Raw genomic sequence first — 15,476 nt, forward strand, 5'->3', positions numbered from 1 at the left:
GCTGATTACTGAATGATCAGGTTGTTGAACAACAGGTCTTCCACCACCGGCTTGCCGGTCTCGTCGTTCATCACTTGCTGCGTTTGCTTGAGGGCTTCCTGGCGCAGCTTTTCCTTGCCTTCGACGGTGCTCATGGCCTCGTTGGTCTGCTGGGTAAACAGCGCCACCAACTGGTTACGAATCAACGCATCGTTGGCTTTGACAGCAGCAGCGGCTTCGGTACCGGTCACGCGCAGGGCGATGTCAGCCTTGAACACCTTGAGTTTCGCCGTGCCGTCCAGGCCGTAGTTACCCACGAACGGCGGGCTCAGGCTGATATAGCTGACCTTCGGCGCCTCGCCTTCTTTGGCTTCTTCGGCCTGGGCAGCCATGGGCAAGGTCAGGGCCAGCATCAACAGGATCCACGCTTTCACAGTTCATTCCTCACATTCGGTTGCCGGGTAGCATAACGCTAGCAAGGCAGAGCACAAGCTTATGGCGGCTTATCAGGGCCGGGCATGCTCGTTGACCCACGGGCCTACCCTCCTACACTTATCGGCCACGACACCAAAAGGAATAGCCCGATGAAAGCTGTGCTGTGCAAAGCCTTCGGCCCCGCCGAAACCCTGGTGCTGGAAGAAATCGCCAGCCCGGCGATCAAGAAGAACGAAATCCTGCTGGACGTACACGCGGCGGGGGTGAACTTCCCGGACACCCTGATCATCGAGGGAAAGTACCAGTTCAAGCCGCCCTTTCCGTTTTCGCCGGGTGGCGAGGCGTCGGGCGTGGTCAGCGAAGTGGGTGAGAAGATCAGCCATTTGAAAGTCGGCGACCGGGTCATGGCACTCACCGGCTGGGGCAGCTTTGCCGAGCAGGTCGCTGTGCCGGGCTATAACGTGCTACCGATCCCGCCGAGCATGGACTTCAACACCGCTGCCGCCTTCAGCATGACCTACGGCACCTCGATGCATGCGCTCAAACAACGCGCCAACCTGCAACCGGGCGAAACCTTGCTGGTGCTCGGTGCGTCCGGCGGCGTAGGCCTGGCCGCGGTGGAAATCGGCAAGGCCATGGGCGCCCGTGTGATCGCCGCAGCCAGCAGCGCCGACAAGCTCGCCGTGGCCAAGGCCGCGGGTGCCGATGAACTGATCAACTACAGCGAAACCAGCCTCAAAGAAGAGATCAAGCGCCTCACCGACGGCAACGGCGCCGATGTGATCTACGACCCGGTGGGCGGTGACCTGTTTGACCAGGCCATCCGCGCCATCGCCTGGAACGGGCGTTTGCTGGTGGTTGGGTTCGCCAGCGGGCGTATTCCAGAGCTGCCGGTGAACCTGGCTTTGCTCAAGGGCGCAGCGGTGGTCGGGGTGTTCTGGGGCTCGTTTGCCCAGCGCCAGCCGCAGGACAATGCGGCGAACTTCCAGCAACTGTTCACTTGGTACGGTGAGGGCAAGCTCAAGCCGTTGGTGTCGCAGGTGTATCCACTGGAGCAAGCCGCCCAGGCGATCAATGACCTCGGCCAGCGCAAGGCTGTCGGCAAGGTCGTCGTCCAGACCCGCTAACCGACCTGAAATGCAATCAAATGTGGGAGGGGGCTTGCCCCCGATGGCAGTGGGTCAGCTACAGATAAGCTGGCTGACCTACCGCTATCGGGGGCAAGCCCCCTCCCACATTTGATCTCCTGCGATCATAAAATCGATAACGACCCACACTTATCCATTTACGACATGTTCGTAAAAGAACATGCAATTGCTCCCATTTCCTGTGTTTGTGCATGAGAAGCGATGCTATTTTCGGTAACGAAACTGTAACATTCGCATCCGCAGTCAAAACAAGAAATTTGGAGCTCTTGAATGTTTGCTTTCTTTCGTCCTGCCGCGCATCAGGCGCCCCTGCCTGAAGAAAAAATAGACAGTACCTACCGACGACTGCGCTGGCAGATCTTCGCCGGTATTTTCTTCGGTTACGCCGGTTATTACCTGCTGCGTAAAAACTTCTCCCTGGCCATGCCCTACCTGATCGACGAGGGTTACACCCGTGGTCAACTGGGCTTGGCGATGTCGGCCATCGCCATTGCCTACGGCCTGTCCAAGTTCCTCATGGGCCTGGTGTCCGACCGTTCCAACCCACGCTACTTCCTGCCTTTCGGCCTGCTGATATCGGCGGGTGTGATGTTCATTTTCGGGTTCGCACCTTGGGCAACGTCCAGCGTGACCATGATGTTCATTCTGCTGTTCATCAACGGCTGGGCCCAGGGCATGGGCTGGCCGCCAAGTGGGCGGACGATGGTGCACTGGTGGTCGCAGAAAGAGCGCGGCGGTGTAGTGTCGGTGTGGAACGTGGCGCACAACGTCGGTGGCGGCCTGATCGGTCCGCTGTTCCTGCTGGGCATGGCGTGGTTCAACGACTGGCACGCAGCTTTCTATGTGCCGGCCACTGTGGCCTTGGCGGTAGCGGCCTTTGCCTTCATCACCATGCGCGACACACCGCAATCGGTTGGCCTGCCGCCCATCGAGAAATACAAGAACGACTATCCCGAAGGCTACGACGCCAGCCATGAGGAAGAATTCAGCGCCAAGGAAATCTTCGTCAAATACGTGCTGCGCAACAAAATGCTTTGGTACATCGCCTTCGCCAACGTGTTCGTCTACCTGTTGCGCTACGGCGTGCTGGACTGGGCGCCAACTTATCTGAAGGAAGCCAAGCACTTCGACGTGGATAAAACGTCCTGGGCGTATTTCTTCTACGAGTGGGCAGGCATTCCAGGCACGCTGCTGTGCGGCTGGATGTCGGACAAGATCTTCCGTGGCAACCGTGGCCTGACGGGCGTGGTGTTCATGGCGCTGGTGACCGTGGCAACCCTGGTGTACTGGCTCAATCCGCCGGGCAACCCGATGGTCGACATGATTGCGCTGTTCTCCATCGGTTTCCTGATCTACGGCCCGGTGATGCTGATCGGCCTGCAGGCCCTGGAGTTGGCACCCAAGAAAGCCGCCGGTACGGCCGCGGGCTTCACCGGTCTGTTCGGTTATCTGGGCGGTTCGGTGGCAGCCAGTGCGGCAATGGGCTACACCGTGGACCACTTCGGCTGGGACGGTGGTTTCGTACTGCTGATCGGTGCGTGCCTGCTGGCTATCGCGTTCCTGATCCCAACGCTGTGGCACACCAACAGCGTCAGCTCGGCGCGTTAATCGCCAGAGCAACCCTTTGCACAACGCTTGAGCCGCGCCTCCAGATTCTTATCTGGCATGGCGTGGCTACGCAGGGCGTTTACGGTCTGCTCGACATAATCGCGAGTAGTGCCGTAACGCCCGCAAGCGCTTTGCAGCACATGGTTGAGCACAATATCCGGCAAGTTGCCAGCATAGCTGGGCAAGTGCCTCTCCAGGACAAACCCCAACGCCTGCACCTGACTGCCATCCTCAAGACGGCAGCTGAGCCAGTGCGGCCGGTAGGACGGGTAAGGCATCTCGCGCTGCCACAAGGCGTAAAGCGAGGCCTCCAACTGATCTTCGGGCAAGCGGTAAGCGAACCCGCTGCAAGAGCCACCGCGATCCAACCCAAACACCAACCCTGGCGTTTCCGGCGTGCCCCGATGCTCGTGGGACCACAGGTACAGGCCGCGGTGATAGCCGTGGACCCGCGCCCGCACCCGCTCGGAAGACGAGCATTCAGGACGCCAGATCAGCGAACCGTACGCAAATAGCCAGACCGGCCCACCTTTATGCCGGCCCATGGTGGCCTGCATCGAGCTCATTAACTGTTCGTGAGTGAGTTGCGGCCCCAGATCGAGCCGCGGAGGGTAAGCCAACTGCTGAAGATCGGTTTCTATGGCGGTCATGGCGAAAAGCGGTACGCCTCCTGTGTGTTACCAGTTGTAAGCAACTTTACCGTAATAAAACGCGCCGCTGTAACCGTACGGCGAAAAAGTGCTATAGGCCAAATTGCCACCACTGCTGGCGAAGGCGTTGACCTTCTCTGGGTATTTATCGGTGACGTTGTCGCCGCCCAAGGTGAAGGTCCAGTTCTTCAGCTTGTAGTCAGCCGATAAATCCAGTACCCAGGCGGCCTTGAAAGTCTGGTCGTTGACCTTGTCCGCCTGGTAGCTGGTGAACTCACCATAGCGCACCAAATTGCTGTGCAGTGCCCAATTGCCGTAGGTGAAGTCGTTACCCAAGCTCAGCTTGTGCTGGGGCGTGGTATCGCCGAGCAAACCGATGCGCTCGCGACGGTCCACCCTCACCAGGTTCGCCCCAAGGCTATCGAGGATGGCCGGGTTGGGTTTCACATCGGTCACTTTGGTATGGTTGTAGTTGTAGCCCACGGTGCTGTTCCAGCGGATACCGCTATCGAATTGGTAGCGATAGTTGGCTACCAGATCGACGCCGTCGGTGCTGGTGTCGGTGGCGTTGGTGAAGTAGCGGGCGGTGGTGTAATCAATGTTGCCCACGCCGTTGGCCTGCAGGTAGGCACGCGTCGCCGCGTTTATGCCGAGGTTGGAGGACAGGCTGATACGGTCGCGAATGTCGATACGGTACACATCCACCGTCACCGTCAGGTCATCGGCCGGCTCCAGTACCAGACCAAGGCTGTAGTTGCGCGACTTCTCGGCCTTGAGGTCTTCAGCACCGAGCAAGCGCGCAACCTGGCTGTTGGCCGGGAAGGTACCGGCTTCCTGGATGGTGCTGCCGATCAGCTGCGATGAGGTGTAGGCAAAGTTCTGCTGGGCCAGGGACGGCGCGCGGAAACCGTTGGACACACTGCCGCGCAAGGCCACTTGCGGGGTGAAGTCATAACGGGCTGACAGCGAGCCGCTGACGTTGGAGCCAAAGTCACTGTAGTCCTCATGGCGCACGGCGGCCGAGGCGCTGAGTTTTTCGGTGAAGTTGGTTTCCAGGTCCAGATACTGCGCCCAATTGTGACGAGAGCTGGTGCCCGCGTCGGCATCCCGGAAGCCGCCCAGCCCAGAGCTGCCGGTCTGGAAGTAGGACGCTGGCTCGCCCGCCTCGATTTCATAACCCTGATGCAGGTATTCACCGCCGAACGCCACGGACACCGGGTAAGGCAGCCAGCCCACGTCGAACTCGCGGGACAGGTCCAGGCTGACTTGCTTCTGGTCGTTGCTCAGGGTGCCGTTGTCGAACTTGCGCGGTGTCGCCAGGCCCAGGGAGGTGTTGATGGTTTCAGTGCTGAGTGCGTACTGGTTCTTGCCGTAGTTGGCCGACAGGTCGTAATGCCAGTCGTACGCCAGCAAGCCACGCAGGCCTACCACCAACGACGTGTCTTCAAGGTTGCCCTTGATCAGCGGCAGGTAACCGTTGGGGTTGAGCGCCGGGATGTTGTTGGACGCATTGCTCGCGCGGTAGAACGCCGCCGTCTCGCCACGCCGCTTGCTGTAACCGCCGAAGGTGTAGAACTCGGCCGCGTCGTTGAAGGAATATTCGGAGTTGAACTGGAACTTGCCTTCATTGGTGGCCGGCTCACCTTGGCGGAACACGCGCTGGCCATAGGTGGTAGAGCCGACGCTTCCGGTGCGGTAGTCATCACCGGCGCGGTTGGTGTAGTCGTTGTCAGCCCCTTCGGCCGACAGGTTGATAAAGCCGTTGTCGCCCAATGCCAGGCCGGTGTTGCCGCTGACATTACGCTGGATGCCGTCGCCCTTCTTGTATTCGCCGAACTTGGTGGAGATCGAGCCGCCATGGTCAGCGTGCTTGAGGATCACGTTGATCACCCCGGCAATCGCATCCGAGCCGTAGCGCGCGGAAGCACCGTCTCGCAGCACTTCGATATGGTCCACCGCCGACAGCGGGATCGCATTCAGGTCCGCCGGTGCCGACCCACGGCCCACTGCGCCGCCCAGGTTGACGAAGGCACTGGTGTGGCGGCGCTTGCCGTTGACCAGCACCAGCACCTGATCAGGTGACAGGCCGCGCAACTGTGCAGGCCGCACCAATTCGGCGCCGTCCACCAGGCTTGGGCGTGGGAAATTGATTGATGGAATAAGGCGCGCCAGCACTGCGCCCAGCTCATCGGAGCCGGTGCTGCGCAGACTGTCACCGGAAATCACATCGATGGGTGACAGTGAAGCACTCGCCGTACGCTCCTGAGCGCGGGTGCCGGTGACAATCACGGTGTCGAGTTTGGGTGCATCGGTGGCGGACGTTTCGGCCGCAAAGACTGGATTGAAGCTCACAGCGGTCAGCAAATTGGCCGACAAAATCGCCGAGTACAGCGCGTGTTTCTTGTAGCTCCCCATACCGCTCCCCTTTCCCTTATGAATCAGTAATCAAACATCAGAACGTCAGTGCTCTGAGCTCATACGATCGATCCGGCTGGCGGGCGGTGGCGGTCAGTTGTTGGTGATTGGCAGAAAATCGGTAGTCCGTTGCGATATAGCTTAAAGATATTCATGTAACAAATTAAATACCTTTAAGGAATAAGAGAATGCATAAGCCCAGAGGCCCCTCCGTCAGGATTATCCGTAGCGATCCCGTTACTTTCAGCCCCGGTTCAGCCTGGGCACGCGCCAAGCCGTCAAAATAGGGTGCACATCACGACCCACTTAGCCGCCCATCAAACCGACTACCGAGGTCGCACCCATGAAGAATTTTCGACTGCCTGGCCTGTTATTGCTGGCCCAGGCCACCACCGCGCTAGCTGGCGAATCGCCCGTCACCGAAGACGACAAGGGCTTCTGGTACGCGCAGACCAGCGTCTACACTCGGCACTTCGCGCCGGACAAGGACCACAACAACAACCAAGACCTGATTGGCCTGGAGCGCAATGAAGCTTCAGGGTTGGTGTATGGCGGGGCAACCTTTCGCAACTCGTTCCGCCAGCGCTCGTACTACGCCTACGCGGGCAAGCGCTATGACATGACCGACTATCCGGTGTACCTGAAGGTCACGGGCGGGGCGATCCAGGGCTATCGCGGCAAATACCGCGACAAGATCCCATTGAACCGTTTCGGTGTGGCGCCGGTGATTATTCCGTCGGTAGGCACCCATTACGGGCCGGTGGCGGCGGAGTTGGTGTTGTTGGGGTTCAATGCGGCGATGGTGACGACCGGCGTGCGCTTCTAAGCGAGCACTGAGCGGGGCTTTTGTGATGAACAGGCTTGCCCGCTCACCACAAAAAGCCGGCGGCTCTTGGAATGGATCAGCGCGGCGCGTAGGCGAATACGTCGGCGCGCATCTGATGCGCATCCATGCCGGCGTCGACCAGCGCATCCAGCGTGCCGTAGATCATCGCCGGTGAGCCGCTGGCGTAGACGTGCACGGCCTTGAGGTCGGCGATGTCCTCGCACACCGCTTCATGGAGCAAACCGCAGCGTCCTTCCCAACCGCACAGATCACTGACGACTTTGTGCAGGAACAGGTTTGGCAGTTGCAGCCATTGGTCCCAGTGTTCGATCTGGTAGAAGTCTTCCGGGCGTCGCACGCCCCAGTACAGGTGCACCGGGTGCTTGAAGCCGGAGGCGCGGCAATGTTCGATCAGGCTATGCATCTGTGCCATACCGGTGCCGGCGGCGATCAACACCAGCGGACCGTCCGGCAGTTCAGCCAGATGGGTATCGCCAAACGGCAACTCCACACGGGCCATCTGATTGCGTTGCAGCTGTTCCAGCAGGGCGCGCGCGCTGTCCTCACGGGCCAGCACATGCAGTTCCAGCTCGCGCCCGGAGTGAGGCGCCGACGCTAGGGAGAATGCGGATTTTTCGCCATTTTCCCGTTCGATCATCAGGTATTGCCCGGCGTGGTAGCGCACCGCCTTGCCGGCCGGGGCCAGCAGGCGCACGCGCCACACATCACCACCGACCTCTACGCATTCACTCAATTGGCACGACAACTTGCGCAACGGCAACTCTCCCGGCGCCAACACGCCATCCCACAACACAATGCAATCTTCCAACGGTTCGGCGATGCAGGTGTAGAACTCACCGTGGTCGCGCACCTCACCTGCTTGCTGCACCCGGCCTTCCACCAGCAGCGCGGCACACACGTGGCAGACGCCATTGCGACAGGCCTGCGGGCATTCGTAGCCCAGGCGGCGCGCCCCTTCGAGGATTCGCTCGCCGGGGACCAGCTCCAGCACGGCGCCGGAAGGTTGCAGGGTTACACGCATCAATCTATTCCCAATTCTTTCCACATCGCATCGACGCGCGCGGTCACGGCTTCATCCTTGACGATCACCCGACCCCACTCGCGGGTAGTTTCACCCGGCCATTTGTGGGTAGCATCCAGGCCCATCTTAGAGCCCAGGCCCGATACCGGCGACGCGAAGTCGAGGTAGTCGATCGGCGTATTGTCGATCATCACCGTGTCGCGCTTGGGGTCCATGCGCGTGGTGATGGCCCAGATCACGTCGTTCCAGTCGCGGGCGTTGATGTCGTCGTCGGTGACAATAACGAACTTGGTGTACATGAACTGTCGCAAAAACGACCACACACCCAACATGACGCGCTTGGCATGGCCAGGGTACGACTTCTTCATGGTCACGATGGCCATGCGGTACGAACAGCCTTCCGGCGGCAGGTAGAAGTCGGTGATTTCCGGGAATTGCTTTTGCAGGATAGGCACGAACACTTCGTTGAGCGCCACGCCGAGAATGGCCGGCTCATCCGGCGGACGGCCGGTGTAAGTGCTGTGGTAGATCGGCTTGATCCGGTGGGTAATGCGTTCGACGGTGAATACCGGGAAGCTGTCGACTTCGTTGTAATAGCCGGTGTGGTCGCCGTAAGGACCTTCGTCGGCCATCTCGCCAGGGTGGATCACGCCTTCGAGGATGATTTCAGCAGTGGCCGGCACTTGCAGGTCGTTGCCACGGCATTTGACCAGCTCGGTACGGTTGCCACGCAACAGGCCCGCGAAGGCGTATTCGGACAGGCTGTCCGGCACAGGGGTCACAGCGCCCAGGATGGTGGCGGGGTCTGCACCCAAGGCCACGGAAACCGGGAACGGCTGGCCAGGGTGTTTTTCGCACCACTCACGGAAGTCCAGCGCGCCGCCACGGTGACTCAGCCAACGCATGATCACCTTGTTGCGGCCGATCACTTGCTGACGGTAGATACCGAGGTTCTGACGGTCTTTGTTCGGGCCTTTGGTGACGGTCAGGCCCCAGGTGATCAGCGGGCCGACGTCGCCGGGCCAGCAGGTTTGCACCGGGAGCATGGCCAGGTCGACGTCATCGCCTTCGATGACCACTTCCTGGCACACCGCGTCCTTGACCACTTTGGGGGCCATGGCAATGATTTTGCGGAAGATCGGCAGCTTCGACCAGGCGTCCTTCAGACCCTTGGGGGGCTCGGGCTCCTTGAGGAAGGCCAGTAGTTTGCCGATCTCGCGCAGTTCGCTGACCGACTCGGCGCCCATGCCGAACGCCACGCGATCGGGCGTGCCGAACAGGTTGCCGAGCACCGGAATATCAAAGCCGGTCGGGTTTTCGAACAGCAGCGCCGGGCCCTTGCTACGCAGGGTACGGTCGCAAATCTCAGTCATTTCCAGCACTGGGGAAACCGGCACTTGGATACGTTTCAACTCTCCGCGCTGCTCAAGTTGCTGCACGAAATCCCGAAGATCCTTGAATTTCATTAACCATGCCACCCGTAAAATAGGCGTACATCCTACCTGCTCTGAGGCTGGCTGGCAGCTTATCGCGGTGCATTTGACTGCCGAATGCGCTTAAAAAACGCGCAAAAAAAAATGGCGCCCCTGGGGGCGCCATTCTTTCGGACCTGAAACGTCGTATTACTTACGCTTCATCGACAGGAAGAACTCGTCGTTGGTCTTGGTGGTTTTCAGCTTGTCGATAAGGAACTCGATGGCTGCAACTTCGTCCATCGGGTGCAGCAGCTTGCGAAGGATCCACATACGCTGCAGTTCGTCGTCGGCAGTCAGCAACTCTTCGCGGCGGGTGCCGGAACGGTTGATGTTGATCGCCGGGAACACGCGTTTTTCCGCGATGCGACGGTCCAAAGGCAGTTCCATGTTGCCGGTACCCTTGAACTCTTCGTAGATCACTTCGTCCATCTTCGAGCCGGTTTCAACCAGCGCGGTGGCGATAATGGTCAGCGAGCCGCCTTCTTCGATGTTCCGCGCGGCGCCGAAGAAACGCTTCGGCTTCTCCAGGGCGTGGGCATCGACACCACCGGTCAATACCTTGCCGGAGCTCGGGATCACGGTGTTGTAAGCACGGGCCAGACGGGTGATGGAGTCGAGCAGGATCACCACGTCCTTCTTGTGTTCGACCAGGCGCTTGGCCTTCTCGATCACCATTTCGGCAACCTGCACGTGGCGGGTTGGCGGCTCATCGAACGTCGAGGCAACCACTTCGCCGCGCACGGTGCGCTGCATTTCGGTCACTTCTTCCGGACGTTCATCGATCAGCAATACGATCAGGTGAACTTCGGGGTTGTTACGCGCGATGTTCGCTGCAATGTTCTGCAGCATGATGGTCTTACCGGCTTTCGGCGGTGCGACGATCAGGCCACGCTGGCCTTTGCCAATCGGAGCGCACAGGTCGATCACACGACCGGTCAAGTCTTCGGTGGAACCATTACCGGCTTCCATCTTCATGCGCACAGTCGGGAACAGCGGGGTCAAGTTCTCGAAGAGAATCTTGTTTTTCGCGTTCTCTGGACGATCGAAGTTGATCGTGTCGACCTTGAGCAGGGCGAAGTAACGCTCGCCTTCCTTCGGTGGACGGATCTTGCCAACGATGGTGTCACCGGTGCGCAAGTTGAAGCGACGGATCTGGCTCGGCGAGACGTAGATATCGTCTGGGCCGGCGAGATAGGAAGCGTCTGCAGAGCGGAGGAAGCCGAAGCCGTCCTGGAGAATCTCCAGCACGCCATCACCGGAGATTTCCTCGCCGCTTTTCGCGTGCTTCTTGAGCAGGGAGAAAATCACGTCCTGCTTGCGCGAACGGGCCATATTTTCTATGCCCATTTCTTCGGCCAATTGGAGCAGGTCGGTAATCGGCTTTTGCTTGAGTTCAGTCAGATTCATATAGGAATGACGTAATCATTTATGGAGGGGGGGAAATTAAGCTTTTGGCTTAATGAGGCCGCGCCGCAGAGAAGGCGACAGGATCGCGTACTAATCGAAAAGGAATGCGTCGGCGACGGCTTGCAGGGGGCAGTGGAGAAACCAGTGCGGGGCCGAATGTACCACCTGAATTTCGGAGCGTCTAGCCCTGTTTAACGAAAAAGCCCCGCAATTTGCGGGGCCTTTTTGACGACGCTTAGATGTTGGCGTCGAGGAAAGCTTGCAGCTGGGACTTCGACAGCGCACCTACTTTGGTGGCTTCAACGTTGCCGTTCTTGAACAGCATCAGCGTAGGAATACCGCGCACACCGTGCTTGGCCGGGGTTTCCTGATTGTCGTCGATGTTCAGCTTGGCAATGGTCAGCTTGCCTTCGTAAGTAGTTGCAATGTCGTCCAGGACCGGAGCGATCATTTTGCAAGGGCCGCACCATTCAGCCCAGTAGTCAACCAGCACCGGGCCAGCAGCCTTGAGTACTTCGGCCTCAAAGGTCGCGTCGGTGACGTGCTTGATAAGATCGTTGCTCATGGATGTCTCCGGATTGTAAGCAAAAAAAACGTTGCCCATCATAGCCGCCCTTCCCCCGTTCAGGAAGCCGCCTCTGATTGAGTCTTGCTATGGTGATGCATGAGTTTGGGTATAGCCCAATTCAAGACGCGACGGGACTCACAAAGGTAATGCCCGTGCGTAACGCTGCATTACGTACGTGTTCCTGCATGGTTTTCTGCGCTGTCGCACTCGCACGCCGGGCCAAGGCACGCAAAATTTTGCGATGTTCCTGCCAGGTTTCCATGGCCCGCTCTGGCCGGATGAACGGTAATTTCTGACTTTCCAGGAACACCTCGGCGCTGGCACTGAGAATACTCACCATCGCTTGGTTGCCGCTGGCCAACAGGATGCGCTGGTGAAACTCGAAGTCCAGCCGCGCCGCGGCGTCGAAGTCGCCGGCCTTGAGCACCTTGCGCATCGCCTCAACGTTGTCCTCAAGACTGTCCAGCTCATCGATGGTCAGCGTGACCGCCGCCAGCCCCGCCGCAAACCCCTCCAGCGCATAGCGCAATTGGAAGATATCCAACGGCGTGGCCTGGGCCGCGAAAGGCCAGGCAAAGCCCGGCGCGTCCTCCGCCGCCTGCACGAATACGCCTTTGCCCGGCAGCACGCTGACCACGCCCAACGCACTCAGGGACGATAACGCCTCACGCAACGACGCTCGGCTCACGCCCAACTGCACCGCCAGGTCGCGTTGGGACGGCAACGCGTCGCCTGGCCCGAAGCCCTGCTCCTTGATCAGTTTGCGAATGGCCTGCAGGGCCGCTTCCGGTACGGCTTGGGCGATGGAATTCATAAAAAACTCAAGGTTTCAGTCAGCAGAGCGGCTAGTTGTAAAGCTATTCGCGGCCGGCGGCAAGCCACGCCCCAAAGGGGCTCGCAGGTTTTTGCCGGCGCTCGAAAAGGGTGCGAAAGGCTATGCCACTGTTCAGACCAGTAAGACCAATGAAGCTCAACAAATCCCAGCCTTACAGACGATTTCGAGCCTACTGGCATGGGCTGTGCAATCACGCAAGCAAGCCAAATCCAGAAAATCCTTTCGCCCTTTTCGGAGAGTTGCCATGACTAAGCGCTACAGCGCCCTGCTCACTGCCCTGTTTGCCAGCCTGATGCTGAGCCAGGCACCCGCCCAGGCCAATGGGCTGGACGATATCGTCGCCCGTGGCACCCTTAAGGTAGCCGTGCCCCAGGACTTCCCGCCGTTTGGCTCGGTCGGCCCCGACATGAAGCCGCGCGGCCTGGACATCGATACTGCCAAGCTGCTGGCCGACCAACTCAAGGTCAAGCTGGAGCTGACCCCGGTCAACAGCACCAACCGCATCCCGTTCCTCACCACCGGCAAGGTTGATCTGGTGATCTCCAGCCTGGGCAAAAACCCGGAGCGGGAAAAAGTCATCGATTTCTCCAAGGCTTACGCGCCGTTCTACCTGGCCGTATTCGGCCCACCTGATGCCGCCATCAGCAGCACCGACGACCTTAAGGGCAAGACCATCAGCGTGACCCGTGGCGCCATCGAAGACATCGAGCTGACCGCAGTAGCGCCCAAGGAAGCGACCATCAAGCGCTTCGAAGACAATAACTCCACCATCGCCGCCTACCTGGCAGGCCAGGTCGACCTGATCGCCAGCGGCAACGTGGTGATGGTGGCGATCAGCGAGCGCAACCCGAAACGCGTGCCCGCGCTGAAAGTGAAACTCAAAGATTCGCCGGTGTACGTCGGTGTGAACAAAAACGAGCCGGCGCTGCTGGAGAAGGTCAACCAGATCCTGGTCGCGGCCAAGGCCGATGGCAGCCTGGAAAAGAACGCGATGCAATGGCTGAAAGAGCCGCTGCCCGCCGATCTTTGATACGACGGAGCTGACTCATGGCGTATCAATTTGACTTTGTGCCGGTGCTGGCCAATACCGATCTGCTGTTGCGCGGCGCGTTGTTCACCCTTGAGCTGACAGCCATCGGTGCGATCCTGGGGGTGGCCCTGGGCACCGTCGGCGCGGTGGTGCGGGCGTGGAAGATCCAGCCGTTTGCCTGGTTCTTCGGCGTCTATGTCGAGTTGATCCGCAACACGCCGTTCCTGGTGCAACTGTTCTTCATCTTCTTTGGCCTGCCGTCCCTGGGGCTAAAGATTACCGAGTGGCAAGCCGCCGTATTGGCGATGGTGATCAACCTGGGGGCCTACTCCACGGAGATCATTCGCGCCGGCATCCAGGCCATCCCGCGCGGGCAACTGGAAGCCGCCGCCGCGCTGGCGATGACGCGTTTCGAAGCGTTCCGCCATGTGGTGTTGCTGCCGGCGCTGGGCAAAGTGTGGCCGGCACTGAGCAGCCAGATCATCATCGTGATGCTCGGTTCGGCGGTGTGTTCACAGATCGCCACCGAAGAGCTGAGCTTCGCCGCCAACTTTATTCAGTCGCGTAATTTTCGCGCGTTTGAAACCTATGCCCTGACCACCCTGGTGTACCTGTGCATGGCGTTAATGATTCGCCAGTTGCTCAACTGGATCGGCCGCCGCTTTGTGATGAGGAATAGCCGATGAGTGATTTTTCCTTCTGGGACATCGTACGCAATCTGCTTACGGGCCTTCAGTGGACGCTGTTGCTGTCGCTGGTGGCGTTCATCGGCGGCGGCCTGATCGGCTTGCTGGTGATGACCATGCGCATCAGCAGCAAGGCGTTCGCGCGCAATCTTGCGCGCACCTACATCGAGCTGTTCCAGGGCACACCGTTGTTGATGCAGCTGTTCCTGGTGTTCTTCGGCATCGCGCTGCTGGGGGTGGATATTTCACCGTGGCTGGCAGCGGCGATTGCCCTGACATTGTTTACCAGCGCCTACCTCGCTGAAATCTGGCGCGGTTGTGTCGACTCCATCGCCCACGGGCAGTGGGAAGCCTCGGCCAGCCTGGCGCTGAATCCTCTTGAACAACTGCGCTACGTGATCCTGCCCCAGGCCCTGCGGATCGCCGTGGCGCCAACGGTGGGGTTCTCGGTGCAGGTGGTCAAAGGCACCGCCGTGACCTCCATCATCGGCTTCACCGAATTGACCAAGACCGGCGGCATGCTCGCCAACGCGACCTTCGAGCCCTTCATGGTCTACGGCCTAGTGGCCCTCGGTTACTTCCTGCTTTGCTACCCCTTGTCCCTCAGTGCTCGCTACCTGGAAAGGAGACTGCATGCCTCTGCTTAGAATTTCCGCCCTGCATAAGTATTACGGCGATCACCACGTCCTCAAGGGCATCGACCTGACGGTTGAAGAAGGCCAGGTGGTGGCGATCATCGGGCGCAGCGGCTCGGGTAAATCCACCCTGCTGCGCACCCTCAATGGCCTGGAGTCGATTAACGATGGAGTGATCGAGGTCGACGGCGAATACCTTGATGCCGCCCGCGCTGACTTGCGCAGCCTGCGGCAGAAAGTCGGCATGGTGTTCCAACAGTTCAACCTGTTCCCGCACCTGACGGTGGGTGAAAACGTCATGCTCGCGCCACAAGTGGTGCAGAAAGTACCCAAGGCCAAAGCGGCACAGTTGGCCAAGCAGATGCTGGAACGCGTTGGGCTGGGAGAGAAATTCGACGCTTTCCCAGATCGCTTGTCCGGCGGCCAGCAACAGCGCGTCGCCATTGCCCGGGCCCTGGCTATGTCACCCAAAGTGCTGCTGTGCGATGAAATCACCTCAGCCCTGGACCCGGAGTTGGTCAACGAAGTGCTCAGCGTGGTGCGCCAGCTGGCCAAGGACGGTATGACCTTGATCATGGTGACGCACGAAATGCGCTTCGCCCGGGAAGTCGGTGACAAGCTGGTATTTATGCACCAGGGCAAGGTGCATGAAGTCGGCGATCCAAAACTGCTGTTTGCCAATCCCCAGACCGCTGAGTTGGCAAACTTCATCGGTACAACAGAAGCCCACGCCTGAT

The 15,476-nt window shown here is 59.6% G+C and carries 15 protein-coding genes; 7 read left to right on the forward strand and 8 right to left on the reverse strand.

Annotation, left to right across the window (positions count from 1 at the left end):
• Positions 1-5 precede the first annotated feature (5 nt).
• The gene (locus CKW32_RS13460; protein WP_032884296.1) at positions 6-413 is read right to left on the reverse strand and encodes a flagellar basal body-associated protein FliL; all 408 of its coding nucleotides are present in this window, start codon (positions 411-413) and stop codon (positions 6-8) included.
• A gap of 150 nt (positions 414-563) precedes the next feature.
• Between CKW32_RS13460 and CKW32_RS13465 the strand changes: the two genes are divergently transcribed.
• Together CKW32_RS13465 and glpT are read left to right on the forward strand one after the other, a co-directional pair.
• A complete protein-coding gene (locus tag CKW32_RS13465; RefSeq protein ID WP_032884298.1) occupies positions 564-1,541 on the forward strand; it encodes an NADPH:quinone oxidoreductase family protein in 978 nt (325 codons plus the stop codon).
• Between the two features lie 291 nt (positions 1,542-1,832).
• Positions 1,833-3,170 (forward strand): glycerol-3-phosphate transporter, encoded by a 1,338-nt coding sequence (glpT, locus tag CKW32_RS13470; protein WP_032884299.1) that lies wholly within the window; start codon positions 1,833-1,835, stop codon positions 3,168-3,170.
• Here the strand turns inward: glpT and CKW32_RS13475 are convergent.
• Both CKW32_RS13475 and CKW32_RS13480 read right to left on the reverse strand, forming a co-directional pair.
• Positions 3,167-3,820: a gamma-glutamylcyclotransferase gene (locus CKW32_RS13475; RefSeq protein ID WP_032884300.1), complete on the reverse strand. Its 654-nt coding sequence runs from the start codon at positions 3,818-3,820 to the stop codon at positions 3,167-3,169. The genes glpT and CKW32_RS13475 overlap by 4 nt on opposite strands.
• A gap of 27 nt (positions 3,821-3,847) precedes the next feature.
• Positions 3,848-6,235 (reverse strand): TonB-dependent siderophore receptor, encoded by a 2,388-nt coding sequence (locus CKW32_RS13480; protein WP_032884301.1) that lies wholly within the window; start codon positions 6,233-6,235, stop codon positions 3,848-3,850.
• A 343-nt stretch (positions 6,236-6,578) separates the two neighbouring features.
• Here CKW32_RS13480 and CKW32_RS13485 point away from each other — a divergent pair, with 343 nt between their 5' ends.
• On the forward strand, positions 6,579-7,061 hold the full coding sequence (locus CKW32_RS13485) for a hypothetical protein (protein WP_032884303.1): 483 nt from the start codon (positions 6,579-6,581) through the stop codon (positions 7,059-7,061).
• 76 nt (positions 7,062-7,137) lie between these two features.
• On the opposite strand, the gene CKW32_RS13490 is transcribed toward CKW32_RS13485, so the two are convergent.
• From CKW32_RS13490 to CKW32_RS13510, 5 genes are all read right to left on the reverse strand, one after another.
• Positions 7,138-8,103, reverse strand: coding sequence for a CDP-6-deoxy-delta-3,4-glucoseen reductase (locus CKW32_RS13490; protein ID WP_032884304.1), 966 nt, complete (start codon positions 8,101-8,103; stop codon positions 7,138-7,140).
• Entirely contained in the window at positions 8,103-9,569 is a 1,467-nt protein-coding gene (gene ubiD, locus CKW32_RS13495; RefSeq protein ID WP_032884305.1) for a 4-hydroxy-3-polyprenylbenzoate decarboxylase, read from the reverse strand. The genes CKW32_RS13490 and ubiD overlap by 1 nt, the downstream gene beginning before the upstream one ends.
• 156 nt (positions 9,570-9,725) lie before the next feature.
• Positions 9,726-10,985: a transcription termination factor Rho gene (gene rho / locus CKW32_RS13500; RefSeq protein ID WP_003176825.1), complete on the reverse strand. Its 1,260-nt coding sequence runs from the start codon at positions 10,983-10,985 to the stop codon at positions 9,726-9,728.
• Positions 10,986-11,220: 235 nt separating this feature from the next.
• Positions 11,221-11,550, reverse strand: coding sequence for a thioredoxin TrxA (gene trxA / locus CKW32_RS13505; RefSeq protein WP_015886460.1), 330 nt, complete (start codon positions 11,548-11,550; stop codon positions 11,221-11,223).
• A 121-nt stretch (positions 11,551-11,671) separates the two neighbouring features.
• Positions 11,672-12,367: a FadR/GntR family transcriptional regulator gene (locus CKW32_RS13510; RefSeq protein WP_032884308.1), complete on the reverse strand. Its 696-nt coding sequence runs from the start codon at positions 12,365-12,367 to the stop codon at positions 11,672-11,674.
• Positions 12,368-12,632: 265 nt separating this feature from the next.
• On the opposite strand from CKW32_RS13510, the gene CKW32_RS13515 reads away from it, so the two are divergent.
• The 4 genes from CKW32_RS13515 to CKW32_RS13530 are packed head-to-tail and all read left to right on the forward strand — an operon-like array spanning position 12,633 to position 15,475.
• Positions 12,633-13,418: a transporter substrate-binding domain-containing protein gene (locus CKW32_RS13515; protein WP_017530859.1), complete on the forward strand. Its 786-nt coding sequence runs from the start codon at positions 12,633-12,635 to the stop codon at positions 13,416-13,418.
• Between the two features lie 17 nt (positions 13,419-13,435).
• On the forward strand, positions 13,436-14,104 hold the full coding sequence (locus CKW32_RS13520) for an amino acid ABC transporter permease (protein WP_017736949.1): 669 nt from the start codon (positions 13,436-13,438) through the stop codon (positions 14,102-14,104).
• On the forward strand, positions 14,101-14,751 hold the full coding sequence (locus tag CKW32_RS13525) for an amino acid ABC transporter permease (protein ID WP_095185177.1): 651 nt from the start codon (positions 14,101-14,103) through the stop codon (positions 14,749-14,751). The genes CKW32_RS13520 and CKW32_RS13525 overlap by 4 nt, the downstream gene beginning before the upstream one ends.
• A complete protein-coding gene (locus tag CKW32_RS13530) occupies positions 14,738-15,475 on the forward strand; it encodes an amino acid ABC transporter ATP-binding protein (protein ID WP_032884313.1) in 738 nt (245 codons plus the stop codon). Before CKW32_RS13525 ends, CKW32_RS13530 begins: the two co-directional genes overlap by 14 nt.
• Position 15,476: the final 1 nt, after the last annotated feature.

The organism is Pseudomonas sp. Irchel 3H9 (assembly GCF_900187495.1).
Lineage (GTDB): Bacteria > Pseudomonadota > Gammaproteobacteria > Pseudomonadales > Pseudomonadaceae > Aquipseudomonas > Aquipseudomonas sivasensis.